The sequence below is a fragment of the Fictibacillus enclensis genome (assembly GCF_030123385.1).
Classification (GTDB): Bacteria; Bacillota; Bacilli; order Bacillales; family Fictibacillaceae; genus Fictibacillus_C; species Fictibacillus_C enclensis.
Genome location: NZ_CP126109.1, coordinates 4324142 through 4344236, shown reverse-complemented (window position 1 = coordinate 4344236; position 20095 = coordinate 4324142). Strand labels below are relative to the sequence as shown.

16 protein-coding genes are annotated in these 20095 nt (G+C 47.5%); 9 read left to right on the top strand and 7 right to left on the bottom strand.

From position 1 onward, the window contains the following. Positions 1 to 155 precede the first annotated feature (155 nt). From QNH15_RS22515 to QNH15_RS22500, 4 genes are all read right to left on the bottom strand, one after another. Positions 156 to 1550, bottom strand: a complete 1395-nt coding sequence (locus QNH15_RS22515; RefSeq protein ID WP_283890702.1) for an amino acid permease — start codon at positions 1548 to 1550, stop codon at positions 156 to 158. Between the two features lie 48 nt (positions 1551 to 1598). After that, on the bottom strand, positions 1599 to 2975 hold the full coding sequence (locus tag QNH15_RS22510) for an NAD-dependent succinate-semialdehyde dehydrogenase (RefSeq protein ID WP_283890701.1): 1377 nt from the start codon (positions 2973 to 2975) through the stop codon (positions 1599 to 1601). Between the two features lie 21 nt (positions 2976 to 2996). After that, entirely contained in the window at positions 2997 to 4337 is a 1341-nt protein-coding gene (locus QNH15_RS22505; RefSeq protein WP_283890700.1) for an aminotransferase family protein, read from the bottom strand. A 152-nt stretch (positions 4338 to 4489) separates the two neighbouring features. Next, positions 4490 to 5887 carry a sigma-54 interaction domain-containing protein gene (locus QNH15_RS22500; protein ID WP_283890699.1) on the bottom strand — a complete coding sequence of 466 codons (1398 nt, stop codon included), beginning with the start codon at positions 5885 to 5887 and terminating at the stop codon, positions 4490 to 4492. A gap of 217 nt (positions 5888 to 6104) precedes the next feature. Here QNH15_RS22500 and QNH15_RS22495 point away from each other — a divergent pair, with 217 nt between their 5' ends. The 3 genes from QNH15_RS22495 (at position 6105) to QNH15_RS22485 (ending at position 11474) form a co-directional block, all read left to right on the top strand. Further along, a complete protein-coding gene (locus tag QNH15_RS22495) occupies positions 6105 to 6854 on the top strand; it encodes a Cof-type HAD-IIB family hydrolase (protein WP_283890698.1) in 750 nt (249 codons plus the stop codon). Between the two features lie 695 nt (positions 6855 to 7549). Next, positions 7550 to 10597 (top strand): efflux RND transporter permease subunit, encoded by a 3048-nt coding sequence (locus QNH15_RS22490; protein ID WP_283890697.1) that lies wholly within the window; start codon positions 7550 to 7552, stop codon positions 10595 to 10597. A 148-nt stretch (positions 10598 to 10745) separates the two neighbouring features. Continuing rightward, entirely contained in the window at positions 10746 to 11474 is a 729-nt protein-coding gene (locus QNH15_RS22485) for a Bax inhibitor-1/YccA family protein (protein WP_283890696.1), read from the top strand. Positions 11475 to 11519: 45 nt separating this feature from the next. Here QNH15_RS22485 and QNH15_RS22480 read toward each other — a convergent pair whose 3' ends face one another. From QNH15_RS22480 to QNH15_RS22470, 3 genes are all read right to left on the bottom strand, one after another. Beyond that, positions 11520 to 11708 carry a hypothetical protein gene (locus QNH15_RS22480; RefSeq protein ID WP_283890695.1) on the bottom strand — a complete coding sequence of 63 codons (189 nt, stop codon included), beginning with the start codon at positions 11706 to 11708 and terminating at the stop codon, positions 11520 to 11522. A 99-nt stretch (positions 11709 to 11807) separates the two neighbouring features. Continuing rightward, positions 11808 to 12692 carry a hydroxymethylglutaryl-CoA lyase gene (locus QNH15_RS22475; RefSeq protein WP_283890694.1) on the bottom strand — a complete coding sequence of 295 codons (885 nt, stop codon included), beginning with the start codon at positions 12690 to 12692 and terminating at the stop codon, positions 11808 to 11810. Positions 12693 to 12705: 13 nt separating this feature from the next. Then, positions 12706 to 13356 carry a GntR family transcriptional regulator gene (locus QNH15_RS22470; protein ID WP_283890693.1) on the bottom strand — a complete coding sequence of 217 codons (651 nt, stop codon included), beginning with the start codon at positions 13354 to 13356 and terminating at the stop codon, positions 12706 to 12708. A 205-nt stretch (positions 13357 to 13561) separates the two neighbouring features. Between QNH15_RS22470 and QNH15_RS22465 the strand changes: the two genes are divergently transcribed. The 6 genes from QNH15_RS22465 (at position 13562) to QNH15_RS22440 (ending at position 20074) form a co-directional block, all read left to right on the top strand. After that, a complete protein-coding gene (locus QNH15_RS22465) occupies positions 13562 to 14764 on the top strand; it encodes a CaiB/BaiF CoA transferase family protein (RefSeq protein WP_283890692.1) in 1203 nt (400 codons plus the stop codon). 57 nt (positions 14765 to 14821) lie between these two features. Then, on the top strand, positions 14822 to 15082 hold the full coding sequence (locus QNH15_RS22460; RefSeq protein WP_283890691.1) for a hypothetical protein: 261 nt from the start codon (positions 14822 to 14824) through the stop codon (positions 15080 to 15082). Next, positions 15079 to 16584 (top strand): sodium:solute symporter family protein, encoded by a 1506-nt coding sequence (locus tag QNH15_RS22455; RefSeq protein ID WP_283890690.1) that lies wholly within the window; start codon positions 15079 to 15081, stop codon positions 16582 to 16584. The genes QNH15_RS22460 and QNH15_RS22455 overlap by 4 nt, the downstream gene beginning before the upstream one ends. 369 nt (positions 16585 to 16953) lie before the next feature. Continuing rightward, on the top strand, positions 16954 to 18252 hold the full coding sequence (locus QNH15_RS22450) for an extracellular solute-binding protein (protein WP_283890689.1): 1299 nt from the start codon (positions 16954 to 16956) through the stop codon (positions 18250 to 18252). Positions 18253 to 18312: 60 nt separating this feature from the next. Next, entirely contained in the window at positions 18313 to 19188 is an 876-nt protein-coding gene (locus tag QNH15_RS22445) for a carbohydrate ABC transporter permease (protein ID WP_283890688.1), read from the top strand. Between the two features lies 1 nt (position 19189). Further along, positions 19190 to 20074: a carbohydrate ABC transporter permease gene (locus tag QNH15_RS22440; protein WP_283890687.1), complete on the top strand. Its 885-nt coding sequence runs from the start codon at positions 19190 to 19192 to the stop codon at positions 20072 to 20074. Positions 20075 to 20095 lie beyond the last annotated feature (21 nt).

Sequence of the window (20095 nt, the reverse complement as noted above, 5' to 3'; positions counted from 1 at the left end):
AGTTTTATATAAACCGTGTTCTATAATACTGAACAAGCGGGAGACTTTTATTAATTATAGAGGATAGATTACCAGATTTAAACTTTTATAAACTGACTTTTCAAATATTATAAAAAAAAGAAAAACCCCGCCCAACTTTATGGGCGGGATTTCTTCTAATCCGCAAGGGTATTCGCTGACTGATCTTCATATGATGCTCTTGCTGCGTTTCTCTTTTTCAAAAGGAAGAAGGAGCCAATCACCACAGCTGTAACGAGTAAGGTGAGGAAAAGCTGCGAACGCATCGACCCAATGAAGGCCATCGATATTAAAATCACGGTGATGCTGACAATCACAAAATACGATAAAGCGGGGAAGAGCCACATTTTCAGCTCCAGGGCTTCGCCAGCCGCCTCGGCCCGGCGCCGGATAACGATGTGTGAAATGGCAATGGCCAGATACACAATTAACGCGATGGCACCAGAGGCGTTAATCAAAAACTGAAATAGCTTGTCCGGTGAAACGAAGTTAAAGATGGCTGCGATAAAGGCAACCACTGTTCCTGCCCATACAGCCCGGACGGGTACGCCCTGTTTACTTAATTTAAGAAATGCTTTTGGCGCATCTCCACGGCGGGCAAGCGAGTAGATCATCCGTGAATTGGTATAAAGCGCCGAGTTTAAACAAGAGAGAACCGAAATTAATACGACGATGTTCATGATCAATCCTGCACCAGGGATATTGACCATCTTCAACATGGTAACATACGGGCTCTCAAGGGCTGTCGTAGAGTTCCATGGCAGCAACGTAACGAGAATGGCAACGGAACCAATGTAGAAAATGAGAATCCGCCACACGACGCTTTTGATGGCAACGCGGATTGTTTTCTTTGGATCTTCTGATTCACCTGCAGCGATAGCGGCAATTTCGGCTCCAAAATAGGCAAAGATAACAGTAGCCACACCAAGGAAAACGGAACTTACGCCATTTGGTGAGAATCCGCCGCGGCCGAGGAGGTTTTCCGTACCTGGTGTTTTGATGCCTGGGAACAGGTGAAAAATAATCGCCAGGCCAAGACCCATAAAGAGGGTGATGGCCACAATTTTAATCAATGCAAACCAGTATTCAAATTCTCCAAATGATTTTACAGAGAAGATGTTTGTTAAGGTCAATAAAACGGTTAGGACCAGACTCCACGTCCAGATGGGAATGGAAGGAATCCAACCGTGGACGATCGCTCCGCCGGCCACAGCCTCGATGGCGATAACAATGACCCAGAAGAACCAGTAGAGCCATCCGATGGTATATCCCGCCCAAGGCCCGATGGCTTCACGGGCATAAGTGGCAAACGAACCGCTGTCAGGATTTCGTGCCGCCATTTCACCAAGCATTCTCATCAGAAATACGACGAGCAAGCCGGCAAAGGCATAGGAGAGAACAGCACTTGGCCCTGTTGAACGGATGACAGATCCGGCGCCCACGAACAGCCCTGCTCCGATAATCCCACCTAAGGAAATCATCGTAATGTGCCTTGTTTTCAGTTGTTTCTGAAGTCCTTCTTTATTTTTCATTGATTTTTCGCCTCCTTGACTTTTTTGTGCGGAATGGAAGTTCAGCGATTACAAGCCAATGGAAACATATTTCACTTCCAAATATTCTTCAATTCCAAAGTGGCCGCCTTCACGTCCCAATCCGCTCTGTTTCGTGCCGCCAAATGGTGCCTGCGCAACGGACGGCAGCGCATCGTTCAAACCGACAATGCCGTAATCCAGTTCTTCGGAAAGGGTAAGCGCCTGAGTCAAATTTTCCGTATAAAGATAAGCCGCAAGGCCGTATGGCGTATTGTTTGCCCGTTCAATAGCTTCTTCTGCTGTTTTAAACGTGGTGATCGGAGCAAGCGGTCCGAAGGTTTCCTCGTTCATGCACAGCATGTCATCCGTGGCATTGGCAATAACCGTTGGCTCCATGAACAGAGAATCCCCTTTGGCGGATCCTCCGCAAGCCAGGCTTCCGCCTTTTTCGATGGCATCCTGCAGATGGTTTTGGACTTTTTTGACGGCATTTTCATCGATCAGAGGGCCGATGTCGGTTCCTTCTTCCAGACCGTCTCCCACTTTCAAGGCGGAAACCGCTTGGATAAACGCTTCGGTAAACTCTTCTGCGATGGATTCCTGTACATAGGCACGGTTGGTGCAGACGCACGTCTGGCCGGCATTGCGGTACTTCGAAGCCAGCAGTCCCTGTACGGCTTTTTCAATATTGGCGTCCTCCATCACGATAAAAGGAGCATGGCCGCCGAGCTCAAGAGAGATCTTTTTTACAGTATCTGCTGCTTTTCGCATGAGCAGCTTGCCAACTTCAGTAGAGCCGGTAAATGATATTTTCCGGACGCGGGTGTCCTCCATCCAGGCATCGGAAATGGCGGCTGCGTCACCGGTAACCACCTGCAGCACGCCTTTTGGAATGCCCGCTTCAATAGCCAGCTCTGCCAGCCGGATGGCAGTAAGCGGCGTTTGTTCAGCCGGCTTGACGACCGCTGTGCAGCCAGCTGCAAGGGCAGGCGCCACCTTTCTTGTGATCATTGCGGCCGGGAAATTCCACGGCGTGATGGCTGCAATTACACCGACCGGCTGCTTTTGGACAAGCAGCCGCTTATTGGTATGGGAAGCGGGAATGGTTTGACCGTAAATCCGCTTCCCTTCTTCTGCGTACCAGGAGATAAAACTGTTGGCGTATGTTACCTCACCTATCGCTTCCTTCAATGGTTTGCCTTGTTCCCGGGTCATCAATTCCCCGAGTTCTTGTTTGTTTTCTTCGATCAGCTGGTGCCACTTCATGAGCAGGGCGCCTCGGTCTTCAGCCGTACGCCTGGACCAGCTTTTGAAGGCATGGTGAGCAGCATCTGCAGCGGCTCGTGCTTCATCAAATCCTCCGTTTGGTACGGTAGCGACGACCGTGTTGTTTGCCGGGTTCGTTACTTCAATGAAAGATTGCATGTGTATCACTCCTCAATGCTGTTAGTTGGATGCAGAAACGGCTGTACGCTCGACGGCCTCAATGGATTCATTTAAAATTTGGATTAGCTCGTTGATTTCCTGCTGATTGATAATCAATGGTGGTGCGAAGACAAGGGTATCCTGATTGTCGAACACGACGGAACGCACGATCAGTCCACGTTTTGCGGCTTCTGCCAGCACCTTAGGCGCCAATGGTTCAGGGAAGCGTTCGTTTGTTTCTTTATTTTTAACGATCTCAACCGCACCAATCAGGCCGAGAGTCCTTACATCTCCGACGATGGAACGTTCGGATTGAATTTTCTTAAAGCCTTTCAGCAACTCTTCACCCATCACACGGGCATTGTCGATCAGGTTTTCGCGCTCGAGGATTTCAAGATTTTTAAGTGCAACCGCACAGGCCATCGGATGTCCGCTGTACGTGTAGCCGTGAAGCAGCGTTCCTTCGGACAGTTCGATGAAGTCGTTGTGCATCGTTTCGGAGATCATGACGCCGCCGAGCTGAGCATAGCCGCTTGTGATCCCTTTAGCAAAACACATCATGTCAGGAGCGACATCATAATGATCGATTCCGAAATACTTGCCGGTACGGCCGAATGCTGTGATGACTTCATCCGTAATAAAAAGAATGCCAAATTCGTCGCATATGCTTCGGATTTCTTTAAAATAGCCTTCGGGTGCGATGTGCACGCCGCCTGCTCCCTGAACGGGCTCCGCGATATAAGCAGCGACGGTTTCAGGGCCTTCCTCCTGAATTTTGTCTCGTAATGCCTGCGGCGAGAAATGGTCCACATAGCAAAAATCAGGTGCCAGTGAGTTAGTGAAATCACGAAACGGTTTCAGGCCAGTTGCACTTGTGGCTCCCATCGCCACCCCGTGGTAGGACTGTGAACGGGAAATGATTTTTTTGCGCTCCGGCTGCCCTTTTAAAATCCAGTAATGGCGGGCAAGCTTATAGGCAGTATCATTGGATTCCGAACCGCCTGAAGTGAAAAATGTGGCGGTGAGGTTCCCTGGTGCAATTTCTGCAAGCTTGGCCGCGAGCTTGATCGCCGGTTCGTTTGAGAAGGTGGCGAAACAGGAGCTGTAGCCCAGTGTTTTCATCTGTTCGTATGCAACCTGAGCAATCTCTTCCCGCCCGTGGCCGATATTCACGTTCCAGAGAGAGGAGAGGCCGTCAATTGAGCTTCTGCCCTTGAGGTCGTAGAGGCGGACTCCTTCTCCCTTGGTTAAAATAAATTCCGGACCGTTCGCTTGCTGCTGTTTGATTGCGGTCGTCGGATGCAAGAAATGCTTTTTATCGAGTTCTGCCAATTGTTCATAGGATTTTTGATTTTCCATCATAACCACCCTTTACTGAATAATTATAGTTTTCTGACTTAATAACGCTTTCATTATTACTAATGCAAGTTCTGTGCCAAACGGTTTGACGGGCATCCTCCTATGGTTTGATTCATAAATGAATTAACCACGATGAAATTCGATTCACTTATGAATTATCGATTCAATATTGAATTAATGCCATATTTTTTTAGCCGCCTGAACACAGTCGGCTGGCTTAACCCCAAATATTCTGCCATTTCATACGTAGACTTGCAGTTTCGGCTTGCCCGAAGGAGCCAGCTTTTTTCTACAGCTTCCAGTGCTTCCTGGAGGGAGGATGCTGGAGTATCAACTTCCGGGACATGGTCTATTTCCTTTTTTTGCACAAAAGGAAGATATTCCGGCAGAATCATTTTTTGTTCAAGGGTAACGACAAGACGTTCCATCAGGTTCTCGAGCTCTCGTACATTACCGGGCCAGTCATGCTGCCAAAACGCCTTCAGTGTTGAAGGATGGATGGTCTTTTCACTGCCATACTTTTCGTTAAATACCCTTAAAAAGGTTTCGGTCAGCTGATGAATGTCTTCTTTTCTTTCCCTGAGAGGGGGAATGCTGATTGGGACGACATTCAGCCGGTAGTAGAGATCATCACGAAAGGTGCCGGCTTTTACCATTTCCTCAAGGTTTCGGTTGGTCGCAGCCACGAGGCGGAAATTGACGGTACGGGTTTTCGTGCTGCCCATTCGTGTAATTTTCTTCTCCTGAAGAACTTTAAGAAGCTTCACCTGGATGGAAAGAGGAAGCTCACCCACTTCATCCAAAAACAGCGTTCCCTGATCCGCAAGTTCAATCAATCCCACTTTCCCTTTTGCACTAGCACCGGTAAAAGCACCCTGCTCGTAGCCAAACATTTCCGACTCAAAAAGACTTTGCGGAATGGCTCCACAGTTCACTTCAATCATCGGTTTCTCCCGGCGGTCACTTCCGCTGTGAAGCGCTTTGGCAAACACGGTTTTACCAACCCCCGACTCACCCTGTAATACCACCGTTGCTTCACTTCGGGCCACCTTGTTGACGAGCTCCCAAACTGTCTGCATCGGACGGCTGTTGATGATGACATCCGTCGGGATGGATCCCCTGACACGAAGCTGCTCAATTTCCGATTCGTAGCGCATCATTTTCTGCTGCAGCTGTTCATATTGTTCCTTCAGGTCTTCCATTTCCGTCATATCATGCGAAAAGCTGATGACCCGGATGATTTCGTTATCTTCATTAAAAAGGGGAATACCGCGTGTCATGATGACTTTCCCAGTCCCCGTTTTTTGCATAAATGTAATCGGTGCTTTCTGCTGAAGCACACTGAGCGTAACCGAAGGACTGAAAATTTTCTTCTGCTCTAGCTCTTTAACGGACGCGCCAACAAGCTCCTCGGAAGAAATCCCGTACATCTCCTTGCTGTTTTTGACTGCCCGCAAAATGATGCCTTCGCTGTCGGTTACGATGATGTTTTCGCCGGATTCGTTGATAATTCCCTCGATTTCCATCTCCAGCAGTCTTAGTTGTTCATCCATGGCTACAACTCCCTGATTTATTGAAACATTATTCTGATTATTAATTAGGATAACACAGCTTCTCTTGAAAAGGAGTAGGAGGATTACGGTTTCCAGTACTTCACAAAAATCATTTTTTTCAAGAACCCATCATAGAGTGTAAAGCGTCTAGCAAAAGAAAAAGAGGACAAACTATGCTAATCTGATGGTAGAGTAAATTGAAGAAAGGAATGTTTTGATGGGAGTGGAACTGGAACAAAAAGAGATTAAGCTGATTGCCCTGGATATGGATGGAACGTTATTGAATGATGAACTGGAAATTTCACAAAAAAACCGGCTGGCGATCAGGGAGGCACAGGAAAAAGGTGTACATGTGGTGCTCAGTACGGGACGATCACTCCTTACATGCCGTGATTATGCAAAATCGCTTGAGCTAAAATCGTATCTGATTACGGTAAACGGCAGTGAAATCTATGATGGAGAGGGAAACCTGGTTGAGCGGAATTCGCTTCATAACGATGAAATTGCAAAACTGATCGAGATGACGAAGAAGCATTCGGCCAAGTTTTGGGCCGTTTCCACTGATAAGGTTTGGCGCGAGAACTTTCCGGAAAATGCGGCCGAAATGGAATGGCTGAAATTTGGTTTTAATATTGCCGATGATGAAGTCCGCAAACTGGTACTGGAGGAGCTGGCACTTAATAAGGAGCTTGAGATCAGCAACTCCAGCCTGACCAACATCGAGATCAACGCGGTCGGCGTTACAAAGGCAAAAGCGCTCAACCGTGTTTGCAATGAACTCGGTATCACGATGGATAATGTGATGGCGATGGGCGATAGTCTGAATGATATCCTCATGATCACAGAGGCGGGCATTGGTGTAGCCATGGGCAATGCGCAGGATACAGTAAAAGAAGCAGCCGACTGGATCACAGGAACCAACGTGGAAGACGGCGTAGCGCAAGCAATCCGAAAATGGGCGTTATAAGGTAAAAAGAAAGAGGGAGGAGCTGTCCTGAAAGTCAAAAATTGACCTTCAGGCAGCTCCTTTTTGCGTAAAAAGCTTCCAGGAAAGTTGATTGTAGTGGAAGGCGCGAGACTCCTGTGGGACTAGCGTGACAGGTGAGACTCCCGCAGGCGCGTGCGCCAAGAGGCTCACCGCACGCCCCACGGAAAGCGAGCGGCCTGGAACGAAAATCAACGGCTTCTAGACTTTTTGGATAGCCCCCTTTTTTTTGCGTTTTATTGGGGAGGACGGGGTAGCGATTCGACAAACCTGCCCGGAAGTTTCGCAAAGTTGCCCGGGAAATGCTGAAACCTGCCCGAAAACCCCGTAAACTTGCCCGCAAAATTCTCCAAAAACCTGCCCGCAAACTCCCTAACCAACCACTCCCCAACAAAAATAAGCCTCAAGGCGTAGCTGAAATACAGCCGCAGTACATTTCTGGAGAATCTTCCGGGCCGTATGATAGGAATATGAAAATTTTAAAAGATATTTACAAATTCTGGTTTATATTTTCCGGGATTGTAAGTATACTGGGTTGTGAGGCTTTAAATGCTAGGTATAAAGGACCGAACAGCTGACCTTTGCCTCACATACATAGGAGGGGGAGTTGAAAAACAAGACGTTTCTTTTCAACAAGAGATACACACGGTGAAATGAAGATGGGGAGTGGGAAATGTATGCAGTCTATTACAAATTGGGCTTTTCGCAATAAAGCCCCGGTCACGTTGTTTGTAATCATAGCGCTTATCATTGGAGCGGTAAGCTATTTTCGTTTGCCGATGGAATTTCTTCCTGAAGCAGATAATCCGCAGGTGAGTGTGGTTACGATCGGCCAGGGATATGATGCCGGATCAATGACAGAAAAAGTGACCGAGCCGGTAGAGCAAGCAGTATCCGGTGTAAAAGGAAAGTCATCCGTTCTGTCAACAACGGGTGATGGCTATTCGCAAATTACGATTAATTTTGATTCGAAAACCGATATGAAGGAAGCAAAGCGGGAAGTGCAGGATGCGGTGAGCTCGCTGAAATTCCCTGAAACCGTCGGGAAACCGCAGGTATCACAGCTGAATACGTCCATGATTCCTGTAGGGCAAGTCTCCTTTACGTTTGCTGACGGCCTGAACAAAGAAAATATGGAAAAAGCGAAAAATCAACTGCTTCCGCTTTTCGACAGCAAGAAAAGCATTTCACAGGCCAGCATTTTTGGAGAAAATACTTCCCGTGTGGAAGTAAAGCTGGACACAAAGAAACTGAAAGAAAAAAACATACCGGTCAATAGTGTAATGAGCGTCCTGCAAGGACAGAATGCCTCTGTAACGGCAGGCGGTGCCACCATTGACGGCAAAAAAAGCACGATTAATGTGACGGATAACCTGACTTCCGTACGTGCGTTGGGAAAATTAATTATACCGGTTCAGGCTGCTGATCCGAAGGCACCTCCGGTCCGTTTGAAGGACGTAGCAACCGTTAAGCAAAGTAAAATGGAAGATACCGTACTGCGCATTAACGGGAAAGAAAGCCTGGCCATCACGGTATTTAAGGAAAACAGCGCCAGTGCCGTAACAGCGGGCAATGATGTCAGAGATACGGTCAGCAAAATCAATAAGGAGTACCCTGGGGTAAAAGCGAAAACCATTTTTACAACAGGAGAAATGGTGGAAAACTCAGTAAACAGCATGATGAAGGAAGTGCTGCTTGGGGCATTGTTTGCCACGATCGTTATTCTTGTGTTTCTGAGACGAGTAAAGCCTACTCTGGTAACGATTGTATCCATTCCGCTATCGCTTGCGATTACACTGCTTCTTCTCTGGCTGTCCGGCGTTACATTAAACATCCTGACGCTTGGCGGTGTGGCGGTAGCCGTTGGCCGCCTGGTGGATGACAGTATCGTTGTGGTAGAAAATATTTTCAGACGAAGCCAGGGCAAAGCCTTTACAAAAGAAAATGTACTGGCGGCGACAGGAGAAGTTACGCGTGCGATTACGTCTTCCACATTGATCACCGTTGCCGTGTTCCTGCCGATGGGTCTGGTCAACGGCTCACTGAAGGCGTTTTTATTACCGTTCGGATTGACCGTCACCTATTCCTTGCTGGCGTCCCTTTTAGTAGCGTTAACCGTCGTTCCGCTGATGAGCCAGGGCATGCTGAAAAATATGAAGCTTCCGGCACACGGGGAGCCGAAGCGATATTTGAACCTGTTAAAATGGTCGTTGAACCATAAGTATGTACCGATTATTGTAGCTGTTGGTGTGCTGGTCGGAGCAGTCGGCATGTATGTCTCCCTGCCAAAGGGTGAGGTAAATGCTGAAGATGCCAGTATGGTAGCTGTGAATATGGAGTTTCCATCCAATACCCCGACAGATGAAATCAAGGATCGAATGAAAACCTTTGAAAGCAAGCTTGCCGACCTGAAAGGCTACAAGTATTTGCTGACGCAATATGGAGTCAGTGAAGACGAAGCGAAATATGGCAGCGTGAGTTCATCGGATGTCGTGAAATATACGGCCATCATGAAGGAAGACGCGAATGCGGACGATTTCATCAAAGAAGTGAACAAAGCGAAAAAAGAGGAAAGCGGAGTAACGATTACCGCCTCACCGGGAACCATGTTTGGCTCCGGCACGGGAACCTCTGAAATTACGTACGACATCCAGGGGAATGACAAAAATGAACTGGCAATCACATCCAAAGAGCTGATGAATGAAATCAAGGATGTGAAAGGGGTCAAGAAGGTTTCAAGCAACCAGGATAAAACCGCCCCTGTTTATACGGTTAAAGTTGATACAGAAAAAATGAACACCGAGCAGGCCGCGCATCAGATTGCTTCCCTCATTCAGCCAATGCCAATTGGAACCATCACGCTCGATGATAAAACCACACCGGTTCTGCTGGATGCAGGTATCAACCCGTCGAAGGATTCGGATCTTGATGACCTTTCTGTTCAGACGGCACAAGGCATTCAGCCGCTGTCCAAAGTGGCGGACATTACGATGGAAAACAAGCCAAGCACAGAGCTGCATAAGGATGGAAAGCCATACATCCGCATTTCTGCGGAAGTAAAGCCTGATAACCTTTCTGCTGTGGCTGCTGCCATCGATAAGAAAGTCAAAAAGCTAGATCTTCCAAAAGGCATGAACCTTGAAAAAGGTGGTGCGGCAGAACAGCAATCCAGCGATTTTGCGGACCTTGGAACGACAATGCTTGCGTCTATCCTGATCGTTTATCTGATCATGGTTATCACGTTTAAAACGTTCCGGGCACCGCTTGCGATCCTGATGACTCTTCCACTTGCCTCCATTGGTGCGGTTCTTGGTCTCTTGGTCTCGGGTGTTCCGGCAGATCCAACGGCACTGATTGGCGGACTTATGCTGATTGGAATTGTGATTACGAATGCGATCGTGCTGATCGACCGCGTGAAGCAGAACGAGGAAAAGATGATCATCCGCGATGCCATCATCGAAGCGTGCGGCACGCGTCTCCGCCCGGTTGTTATGACAGCTGTTGCCACGATTTTTGCGATGCTTCCGCTCCTCTTCTCCCACACGGAGGACGGCAGCCTCGTATCCAAATCGCTCGCGGTAGTTGTAATCGGCGGACTGACGGGTGCAACGGTCCTCACCCTTGTTATCGTTCCGGTTTTCTATGAACTGCTTCACTTCAGAAAATCCAAGCGCCAGCGTGTTGAAGCTGCACAGGATACCGTTCCGTTAACCAAAAATGCATAAATAAGACTGCCTCTTAAGTAACATACTTTTGAGGCAGCTTTTTTTTACCGATATCAGCCCTTTTCCAATTCATCACCATACAGAGGGATAACATGTAATTGGAACCTCTGCATAAGTTTTAGTATGATGGACAAAAAGGAGGGAATCCATGAGAAGTGCGAATCCGAGTTTAAAAGATTCAACGTTTACGAATCTGAAAAATCAGGGGCTGAATCACCCGATGACATTGCAGGGAACTGTGAACAGGACGTTCATCCTTCTTGTGCTCATTTGTGCCACAGCATTTTATACATGGAATCAATACTATGACGGTAAAGAGATACATGGGCTGCTTCTTGTTGGGGTGATTGGTTCTCTGATCGTATCCCTGTTCACCATATTTGTTCCAAGAGCGGCTCCCTTTTCAGCCCCGCTTTACGCACTGCTTGAAGGACTGGCCCTCGGCGGCATAAGTGCCATGTACGAAGACAAGTATTCAGGGATTGCCACTCAGGCGGTCGTCCTCACGTTCAGCGTGCTTTTTGGCCTGTTAATTGTCTACAAGCTGGGATGGATCAAGGTCACCAAAAACTTCAGGATCGGAGTCCTTTCCGCCACGCTCGGCATTCTCATTGTTTACCTCGTAGATCTGGTGCTCCGCTTCTTTGGTCTTCAGGTTCCCTATCTTCACGAAACCGGCTGGCTAGGTATTCTGATCAGCCTCGTGATCGTTGGTGTAGCTGCCCTTAATCTTGTGCTGGATTTTGATTTTATTGAATGCGGTGTGAACCGGAGAGCACCCAAATACATGGAATGGTACGCAGGCTTTGGCTTGATGATTACCCTTGTCTGGCTGTATGTTGAAATTCTCCGTCTGCTGTCCAAAATCCGAAAATAAATAGCCAGTAGCCATTGGGATATGGAAAGAAGTTTCTCTCTTATTTTAATGATAGATATTCGCCAGGATTACGAGAATCACGGCCACAATAATAAAACCAAAACCCATACCGGTCGCTTTCGCCCGGTAATAAAGAATGCCGGCATAAATCAATACAGCCGCAGCACAGATGGCGAACAGGGGAAGATGAGGGAGGACATACCGGTCAAAGGAGTTAAAACCTGCTAAACTCAAAAAAACCGCCTCTTTTCTAAAGTATTGGTTCATTTAGCATACAATAATTCATTAAAAAAGGGTAACTGCAGTCGTTGCAGTTACCCTTCATTATTGGAATCAAACAGTGCCGGCCTTCATGAGCATTCCGGCTAACGGGCGCTCCATCAGGTTTTCCATCCATTGGGCGGTATCAATCAATTGCTGGAGATCGGTTCCGGTTTCGATTCCCATTTCATGAAACATATTCACCATATCCTCTGTACAGACATTGCCGACGGCTTTTGGTGCAAAAGGGCAGCCGCCAAGACCGGCAATGGAAGAATCGAACCGTTTTACACCCGCCTGATATCCAGCGAGAATGTTCGCCATTCCCAGTCCGCGGGTGTTATGAAAGTGAAGGCCGAGTGAAAGGTCCTGCCCGAAAGCCTCCAAAAACCGGGAAACCACTTCGCCGACCTGAGCCGGGTTGGCCATTCCGGTGGTGTCTGCCAGCGTGATTTCGGTGCATCCCGCTTCTAAAAATTTTTCTGTGATTCCAAGAACATTTTTTAACGGGACTTCACCCTCGAATGGGCATCCGAAAGCGGTGCCGAGCACGCCGGCCACAATTTTTCCGGCAGACCGTCCTTCCTCAATGACAGGAACCAGTTCTGCTACCGCCTGCTCCACTGTCCGCTTTGCATTTTTAAGATTAAAAGTATCACTGGAAGTCGTAACGACATGAAGTGCATCAATGTTCGTGTTAAGAGCACGCTTAAGCCCCGAAGCGCTTAAAACCAGGCCGCTATAGCGGACATCCTCCCGCTGCGGAAGCCGGGAAACGATTTCTTCGGCATCGGCCATTTGCGGAACCACCCTAGGGTTCACAAAAGAAACACACTCGATATTGCGGATGCCCGCGGAAATTAAACGTTCGATTAAGTCTAGTTTGGCCTCAGCAGAAAGCAGTTTGCTTTCATTTTGAAGACCGTCACGTGGGCCAACTTCACATAGTTCAATCATGGTCCTGCCTCCTTTATGAGGGAGTGGTTATTTGTTCAAAATTGTTTAACACATGATCCCGTCCCTGATAAATGTGTTCATGCATCGCAATGCGCGCCCGTTCCGGTTCCCGATTGGTGATCGCTTCCAGTATCGTTTTGTGAACTTCAAACGATTGAACGATCTGAAATTGGTTGTACCAATAGAACGACCGGAAGACGAGCGGTACGACTACGACCTTGGAAATGTGGAAGTAAAGGTGGTCATTTCTGGCCGCTGACACGATGGCTTCATGAAACTCCTGGTTGACCTCTGTAATTTCCCGGATGCAGTCAATATCAGATTCCACATAGGTTTGTATGACTTTTTCATATCGGTTATTAGCGTCTTGCATTCGTTTAAGATCATCTGCTGTTCTATGGATGGCCGCCTGGCCTGCCGCATAGCTTTCGAGAATCGTCCGCAAATCATAGATTTGGCGGATATCCTCTCTGGTAAAATTTCTTACTCCCACGCCGCGTTTCAAGGGAATAACAAGTCCTTCTGCTTCGAGTTGTTTAATAGCTTCCCGAATCGGCGTACGGCTTAAACTGAGAGTTTTGGCGAGTGTTTCTTCCGCAAGCCTCGCACCCGGCTCGAATTTGCCTTGAATGATGGAATCCTTTATAAACTTGTATGCATCCATAACAACACCTCATATTGATTGTATACAATAGAAAAATAGTTATCAATATTTTCCGAAAAAACAGATAAGAAAACGCTTAATTTAATTAAATTTACCTATTTTTTAATAAGCTGTTGACTTCTTGTATACAATGACTTAAATTTGTATACATAATTCAGAAAATTTCGTAATAAACAGCTGATTGGCTCAGGATAGGAGGAATCAAATGGAAACCAATCAACTTCCGCTGCAGGACTTAAGGGTGCTTGAGCTTGGAACGCTGATTGCCGGTCCGTTTTCAGGGCGGCTGCTTGGCGATTTTGGTGCGGAACTTATTAAAGTGGAACCGCCGGGAAAAAGTGATCCCATGCGAAATTGGGGAAATTCGAAGGAAGGAACCGGCTTATGGTGGCCCGTTCAATCCCGCAACAAAAAGTCCATCACACTCAACCTGCGTGATGAAGAAGGTCAGAAAATTTTAAAGGAGCTTGTCAAACAAACGGATATTATTATTGAAAATTTCCGGCCGGGTACGATGGAGAAATGGAATCTGTCGTACGAGGAGCTGTCAGAGATCAACCCGAGGCTGATCATGGTCCGGACATCGGGTTATGGCCAAACTGGTCCGTACCGGCACCGTGCAGGATTTGGAAGTGTCGGCGAGGCAATGGGCGGACTTCGTAATGTGACAGGCTTTCCAGACAGGCCGCCATCAAGGATCGGAGTTTCGATTGGCGACACACTGGCTGCGCTATTCGCGACGATCGGCTGTCTGGTTGCGGTTCATGAAAGAGAATCGTCCGGGCGGGGCCAAGTGGTGGACACGGCCCTCTACGAATCTGTATTTTCGGTCATGGAAAGCATGATTCCGGACTATTTGCTTGCCGGCTATGTTCGGGAGAGGATGGGGAATATCCTTCCCGGTGTGGCTCCATCCAACATTTATTTTACAAAGGATAAAACATATATCGTGATTGGAGCGAACGCAGACGGTGTATTTAGACGGCTATGCGAAGCGATGGGACAGCCGGAGCTTGCCGATGATCCGAAGTATGCCACACACGGAGCACGCGGGGAACATATGAAAGAGCTTGACCTGCTGATTGAGGAATGGACTAAAACGCTGGATGCCAAAGAGTCGCTTGCCATTCTGGATAAAAAAGGGGTGCCCTCTGGATTGATTTACACGGCAAAGGAAGTGCTGGAGGATCCGCAGTACAAAGAAAGGGAAATGATCGTCAACGTGGAGCATCCGACTCTTGGACAGTTTCCGATGCCAGGTGTTGTTCCCAAGTTGAGCCGCACACCAGGCAAGGTCAAATACCCTGGGGCCGAGACGATGGGCAAGCACAACTGCGAGATTTACGGAGAGCTGCTTGGCTACAGTGAGGATAAGCTGATGGAATTGCAGGAAAGACAAGTTATTTAAGGGCAAGATTGAAAGCGGTTACGAGAAATGAAAATGGGATGGAGGAGGAAAAGGGAAATGAAGAATGGCGGGATCAAAGAACCGATTCAGAAGAAATGGATATGGCTTTTGCTTTTGCTGATTGTTTTGGCAATCGTTCCGTGGTATTTTCCTGAAAGTGCAGTAGAGCCTTTTGTACTCGGATTTCCTTTGTGGGCGTTTCTCTCCACAGTTTTTTCTATTGTTTTGTCTGCCTATCTGAGCTGGCTTTGCCTCAAGCAGTGGAACATTGTGGAGGATGAGGAAGAAGCGGAACGGTCAGAGGAGGTTCAGCGATGAAACTGACATTTGCAGGAATGGATGGCATCATCATTTTGTCCGCTTTTGCGGTGATCATGCTTGTGATTGGCTATCTTTCAGGCAGGGGTGAAAAGAACATTCATCACAGTCTTTCGGGTTATTACCTGGCCGGAAGAAACCTTGGATTTATCGCCTTATTCTTTACTCTTTATGCCACGCAGTACAGTGGAAATACCATCGTCGGTTATGCGCCTAGCGCCTACCGAACGGGTTTTTCCTGGCTGCAGTCGATCTCATTCATGACCATCATTATCGGCATTTATCTTTTGTTTGCCCCAAGGCTTTATGTGGTCGCCAAACGGAAGAAATTCATTACACCGACCGACTGGCTCGAGTTTCGTTTTAAATCCAAAGCGGTCACACTTCTCAGTATATTTTTAATGCTGTGGGGGTTGGGGAATTACCTGCTTGAACAGCTGGTGGCGATCGGGCAGGCGGTTGCCGGCATGACAGGCGGAACCATTCCCTATCAAATTGCGGTTATTGCCTTTGTACTTGTCATGCTGGCCTACGAATGGATGGGCGGCATGAAAGCAGTCGCCTTCACGGATGTCATGCAGGGCATTATTTTGATGATTGGGATCTTTGTTTTTCTTATTGGTGCCTTGTATTTGGTGGGAGGAAACTTCAGTGAGGTGACAACCTATGTCCATCAAAATGAGCCGGCCAAAGTGGCTGTTCCTCCTGCTGAAACGTCCATCAACTGGTTGAGTATGCTCGTGCTGGTCGGCCTGGGGGCAAGTATTTATCCTCACGCCGTGCAGCGGATCTATTCGGCACAGAGTGAGCGCACCTTAAAGAAGTCGTTTGCCCGCATGGCATGGATGCCACCAATTACGACGGGTTTGGTATTTGTCATTGGGATTATTGGGCTTATGCTGTTTCCTAACCTGGATACAGGCGGATCAGAGCAGCTTGTTGGTCTTATGGCGAACAAGATTGCCGCCATCCATCCTATCTATTACTGGACGATGATTATCTTTTTTGGGGGAATAGTCGCCGCCATTCTGTCCACAGCTGACTCTGTCCTGTTAAGTTTTTCATCTATGCTGTCTAATGATGTGTATGGAAAGTTCATTAATCCAAATGCATCGGAACATAAAAAAGTCATGGTCGGAAAAGTGGGGGGCGTTATCGCCATCTTCGGCCTGCTTGGCATCGCCTGGAATCCGCCAGGCACACTTTATCAGATTTTTGTTCTGAAATTTGAGCTTCTTGTACAAGTCTTCCCGGCCTTTGTTCTCGGGCTGTACTGGAAAAAAATGAGTGCGAAGCCCGTGTTTTGGGGCATGCTGATAGGCGCTGCTTTTGCAGGCTACCTGACACTGACCGGTCACAAAACGGTGTATGGCATTCATGGAGGAGTAATCGGACTGATCGCTAACTTTGCCATCTGTGTACTCGGTACTGTTTTTGCCAAAGCAACGGCAAAGAGCACCTTGAAGGAAGAAGAGGTTGCTGTTTTGGAATTAAAGGCATAATCTGCTGCATCACTTATGGAGCCATCCAGCATTGCTGGGTGGCTTTTTCTATGAAAATGATGTGTTTGGTGAGTAATTGGCATGGAATGGTGAGTAAAGCTCCTATTTTCGTGAGTAACCGGAGTCAAATCGTGAGTAATCACACCAAAACGGTGAGTAAATCATGTCGAGCCGAGAGTAAACAACAAAGCTGAGAAAATGAATTCATAAAAAACACCTCCCAGAGGCGGTTTTATTTTAAAAAATCAGAAATAACAGAAAACGAGTGAAAAATTAGGGTACTATCTTAATTTTTTCGGATTATCAAGAGTTTTGAAACCGTTTACAATTAAACTATCGTTTAAACAATTGATTGAGGGGGCGTAAAAGATGAGTAAACGGTTGAGAGCAAGAGCGCTTTTGGTTGTCTCAGCATTGATGCTGGTCCTGATGTCGGCCTGTTCGGGTAATGGCGAAAAGGCTTCGGGCAACGGAAGCGGGGATAAGATTGAACTGACGTTTTGGAACATATGGACGGATCCTTCCCCACAAAATAAGGCGAGCTTAAAGGCGGTTAAGAAGTTTGAGAAGGAACATCCAAATATTGTTATCAAGCAGCAAAACATTCCTCATGACCAGTTTAAGGTCAAGGTGAAAACGCAAGCGGCTGGCCAGCAGCTGCCGGATCTGGTTCAGGTATGGCCGGGGGCTGAGCTGACACCGCTCGTAAACGGCAAGCTGATTCAGCCGCTCAACAGCATATTGAGCCATTGGGACGGCCTGATCAAGAAAAACCAGCTCACCGATTACAATGTGGACGGAAAGCAATATGCACTTCCGGCAAACGTAACGCCAACGAGCCTTGTTTACTATAATAAAAAGATGCTTGCCAAAGCAGGGTATAAGGAATTTCCAAAAACCTATGAAGATTTCAAATCGCTCATCAAAAAGCTGAAAAAGCAGGACGTCATTCCGATCACGCTTGGTAATAAAGCGCAATGGGTACTGCAGTCTTCCTACATTTCTATGATTGGTGACCGCATGACAGGAAGCGATTTCCTTCCTGATGTATTAGATGGCAAAAAGAAGTTTACGGATCCGGAGTTTGTCAAAGCAGTCGGTGTAATTAAGGAACTTGCGGATATGAAGGCCTTTAACGATGATTTTAATTCTATTGATAATATCCAGCACAGAGACTTGTTCGTCATGGGTGATGCGGCGATGATGATTGATGGTGCATGGTCACTCGGTCCTGTACTTGAGGCGATGGACGATGACAGCAATATGGGGATTGCCCTTTTCCCTTCCATTGATGGAGGCAAAGGCAGCCCTGAGGCTGTTTCTGCAGTAACAGGGACAGGCATTGCCCTGAACAGCAAGCTGAAAGGCGAGAAACTGAAAGCCGCACAGGAATTCTTAAAAAGCTTTTACAGCAAAGACTACTATACTGACTTGATGAAAGCAGATATTTTGGTTCCTGCTGATATTGATCCGCCTAAAGGGGTGAGTCCGGCCTTGAAGCGGGTAGCGAAGCTCACAGGCGACCATATTGCACCGGTTTATGATGCCACTCTTCCGGTGGATGCAACCGATGTGATCAATTCAGGGCTTCAGGAGGTTACGCTCGGTCAGATGACGCCGGAACAGCTTGCCAAAAAACTGCAGGCAGCGGTGGATAAAGAAAAGTAAAAGGATCAGTTGGAAATCAAGTAAACTTGCTTGATTTCCTCCTTTTTAAGGAGGGATACCATGCATCTGTTAAACCGCTATAAGTGGCCGGCCCTTATCGGCATCGCGCCGGCACTTGTAATCTATCTGTTATTTGCCATCGTTCCTATCATTCTTTCCTTCTATTATTCGGTCATGGATTGGGACGGTTTTACAGAAATGAAGTTTGTAGGACTGGCAAACTTTAAGGAAGCACTGCACGATCCCGTATTCTGGGGAGCCTTGAAGAATAACCTGCTGGTCGTGGCCGCGTCCGTCTTTGGCCAGGTTCCGCTCGCCCTTTTCTTTGCTTTGCTGATCAACCGCAAGCTGAAATTTGGCAAGGTGTTCAGAACGCTGGGCTTTATGCCGGTGGTCATCTCGACCGTCATTATCTCTCTTGTCTGGGGAATGATGTATAACTCGAGAAGGGGACTCTTCAACCAGCTGCTAGAAGGAGTGGGTCTTGGCGACTGGGCGCAGAACTGGCTGGGAGATCCGAAATGGGCCATGTTTTCTGTCTGTGTGACGATCATCTGGCAGTTTATCGGGCTGTATTTGATCATCTTTCTGGCGGCACTCCAAAATATCCCGGAAGAAATCTATGAAGCGGCAAAAATTGACGGAGCGTCCGGCCTTAAACGGACCTTATACATTACGCTGCCCATGATGAGAAACACCATCATGGTGGCCGTTATTCTTTGCATCAGCGGGAGCTTGCGGACCTTCGACCTCATTTATGTGATGACAACGGGAGGGCCGGGCCATACGACCGAAGTGCTGGCGATGTACATGTTTGACCAGACGTTCTCTTCGACACGATACGGCTATGGAAGCACCTTGTCGCTCTTTATCTTTTTCTTCAGTCTCGCGCTGGTCTACCTGTCTACTCTTATTCTGAGAAAAAGGGGGGATTAAAATGGCTCATGTGATGGTGGAAAAACAGAAAAACACCGAGCTTCGAAAAGAATCAAACAAGGGCAGGCGTTTTTCGAAAAAGGCGCTGATCTATCTTTTGCTTGTGATCTATGGGCTGGTGAACGCCTATCCGATGTTCTGGATGTTTCTGAATTCGTTTAAAAGCAATATCGATTTTGCGAAGAATCCGTTTGGATTGCCGATGCAATGGCTGTTTGATAACTATAAAACCGCATGGGAGACGGCAAAGCTAGGCACCTATTTTTTCAATAGCGTCATTGTTTCCGTGGCAGCGGTGGCGGTAACGATTTTTTCCGGGGCCATCGCGTCCTACTTTCTGGCGCGGTTTGCTTTCAAATGGGGAAAGATGGTGTACGCCTTCTTTGTATTCGGCATGCTGATCCCCATTCATGCCACACTTGTTCCGATGTTTCTGCTCATGAAGTCTTTGGGCCTCTTAAACACACATCTTGGATTAATATTACCGTACATTGCCTTTAACCTGCCCATCACGATTTTTATCCTCGTGAGCTTCATGAAGTCCTTTCCACGAGACATTGAGGAATCGGCGATCATGGACGGGTGCGGTGTTTTCCGGATTTTCTTTTCGATCATCCTTCCAATGACCCGGCCGGCATTGGCCACAGTCATTATCTTGAACTTCATCAATAACTGGAACGAATTTTCCTTTGCGCTTGTGCTGATTAATGATGATTCGTTAAAAACACTTCCGCTTGGGCTGGCAAACTTCGCCGGGCAGTTCACCACCAATTATGGCGCCCAGATGGCAGGCCTTACAATGGCCGTTATCCCAGTAATCATCATTTATTTATTGCTTGAGGACCATCTCGTGAAGGGGATGACAGCCGGTGCGGTAAAAGGCTAAGCTAGTGTTATACGAAGCATA

Excerpts from the sequence above, each read along its gene's own strand:
- QNH15_RS22515 (WP_283890702.1), bottom strand. The coding sequence starts at position 1,550 with ATGAAAAATAAAGAAGGACTTCAGAAACAACTGAAAACAAGGCACATT.
- QNH15_RS22510 (WP_283890701.1), bottom strand. The coding sequence starts at position 2,975 with ATGCAATCTTTCATTGAAGTAACGAACCCGGCAAACAACACGGTCGTC.
- QNH15_RS22505 (WP_283890700.1), bottom strand. The coding sequence starts at position 4,337 with ATGATGGAAAATCAAAAATCCTATGAACAATTGGCAGAACTCGATAAA.
- QNH15_RS22500 (WP_283890699.1), bottom strand. The coding sequence starts at position 5,887 with ATGGATGAACAACTAAGACTGCTGGAGATGGAAATCGAGGGAATTATC.
- QNH15_RS22495 (WP_283890698.1), top strand. The coding sequence starts at position 6,105 with ATGGGAGTGGAACTGGAACAAAAAGAGATTAAGCTGATTGCCCTGGAT.
- QNH15_RS22490 (WP_283890697.1), top strand. The coding sequence starts at position 7,550 with ATGCAGTCTATTACAAATTGGGCTTTTCGCAATAAAGCCCCGGTCACG.
- QNH15_RS22485 (WP_283890696.1), top strand. The coding sequence starts at position 10,746 with ATGAGAAGTGCGAATCCGAGTTTAAAAGATTCAACGTTTACGAATCTG.
- QNH15_RS22475 (WP_283890694.1), bottom strand. The coding sequence starts at position 12,692 with ATGATTGAACTATGTGAAGTTGGCCCACGTGACGGTCTTCAAAATGAA.
- QNH15_RS22470 (WP_283890693.1), bottom strand. The coding sequence starts at position 13,356 with ATGGATGCATACAAGTTTATAAAGGATTCCATCATTCAAGGCAAATTC.
- QNH15_RS22465 (WP_283890692.1), top strand. The coding sequence starts at position 13,562 with ATGGAAACCAATCAACTTCCGCTGCAGGACTTAAGGGTGCTTGAGCTT.
- QNH15_RS22460 (WP_283890691.1), top strand. The coding sequence starts at position 14,822 with ATGAAGAATGGCGGGATCAAAGAACCGATTCAGAAGAAATGGATATGG.
- QNH15_RS22455 (WP_283890690.1), top strand. The coding sequence starts at position 15,079 with ATGAAACTGACATTTGCAGGAATGGATGGCATCATCATTTTGTCCGCT.
- QNH15_RS22450 (WP_283890689.1), top strand. The coding sequence starts at position 16,954 with ATGAGTAAACGGTTGAGAGCAAGAGCGCTTTTGGTTGTCTCAGCATTG.
- QNH15_RS22445 (WP_283890688.1), top strand. The coding sequence starts at position 18,313 with ATGCATCTGTTAAACCGCTATAAGTGGCCGGCCCTTATCGGCATCGCG.
- QNH15_RS22440 (WP_283890687.1), top strand. The coding sequence starts at position 19,190 with ATGGCTCATGTGATGGTGGAAAAACAGAAAAACACCGAGCTTCGAAAA.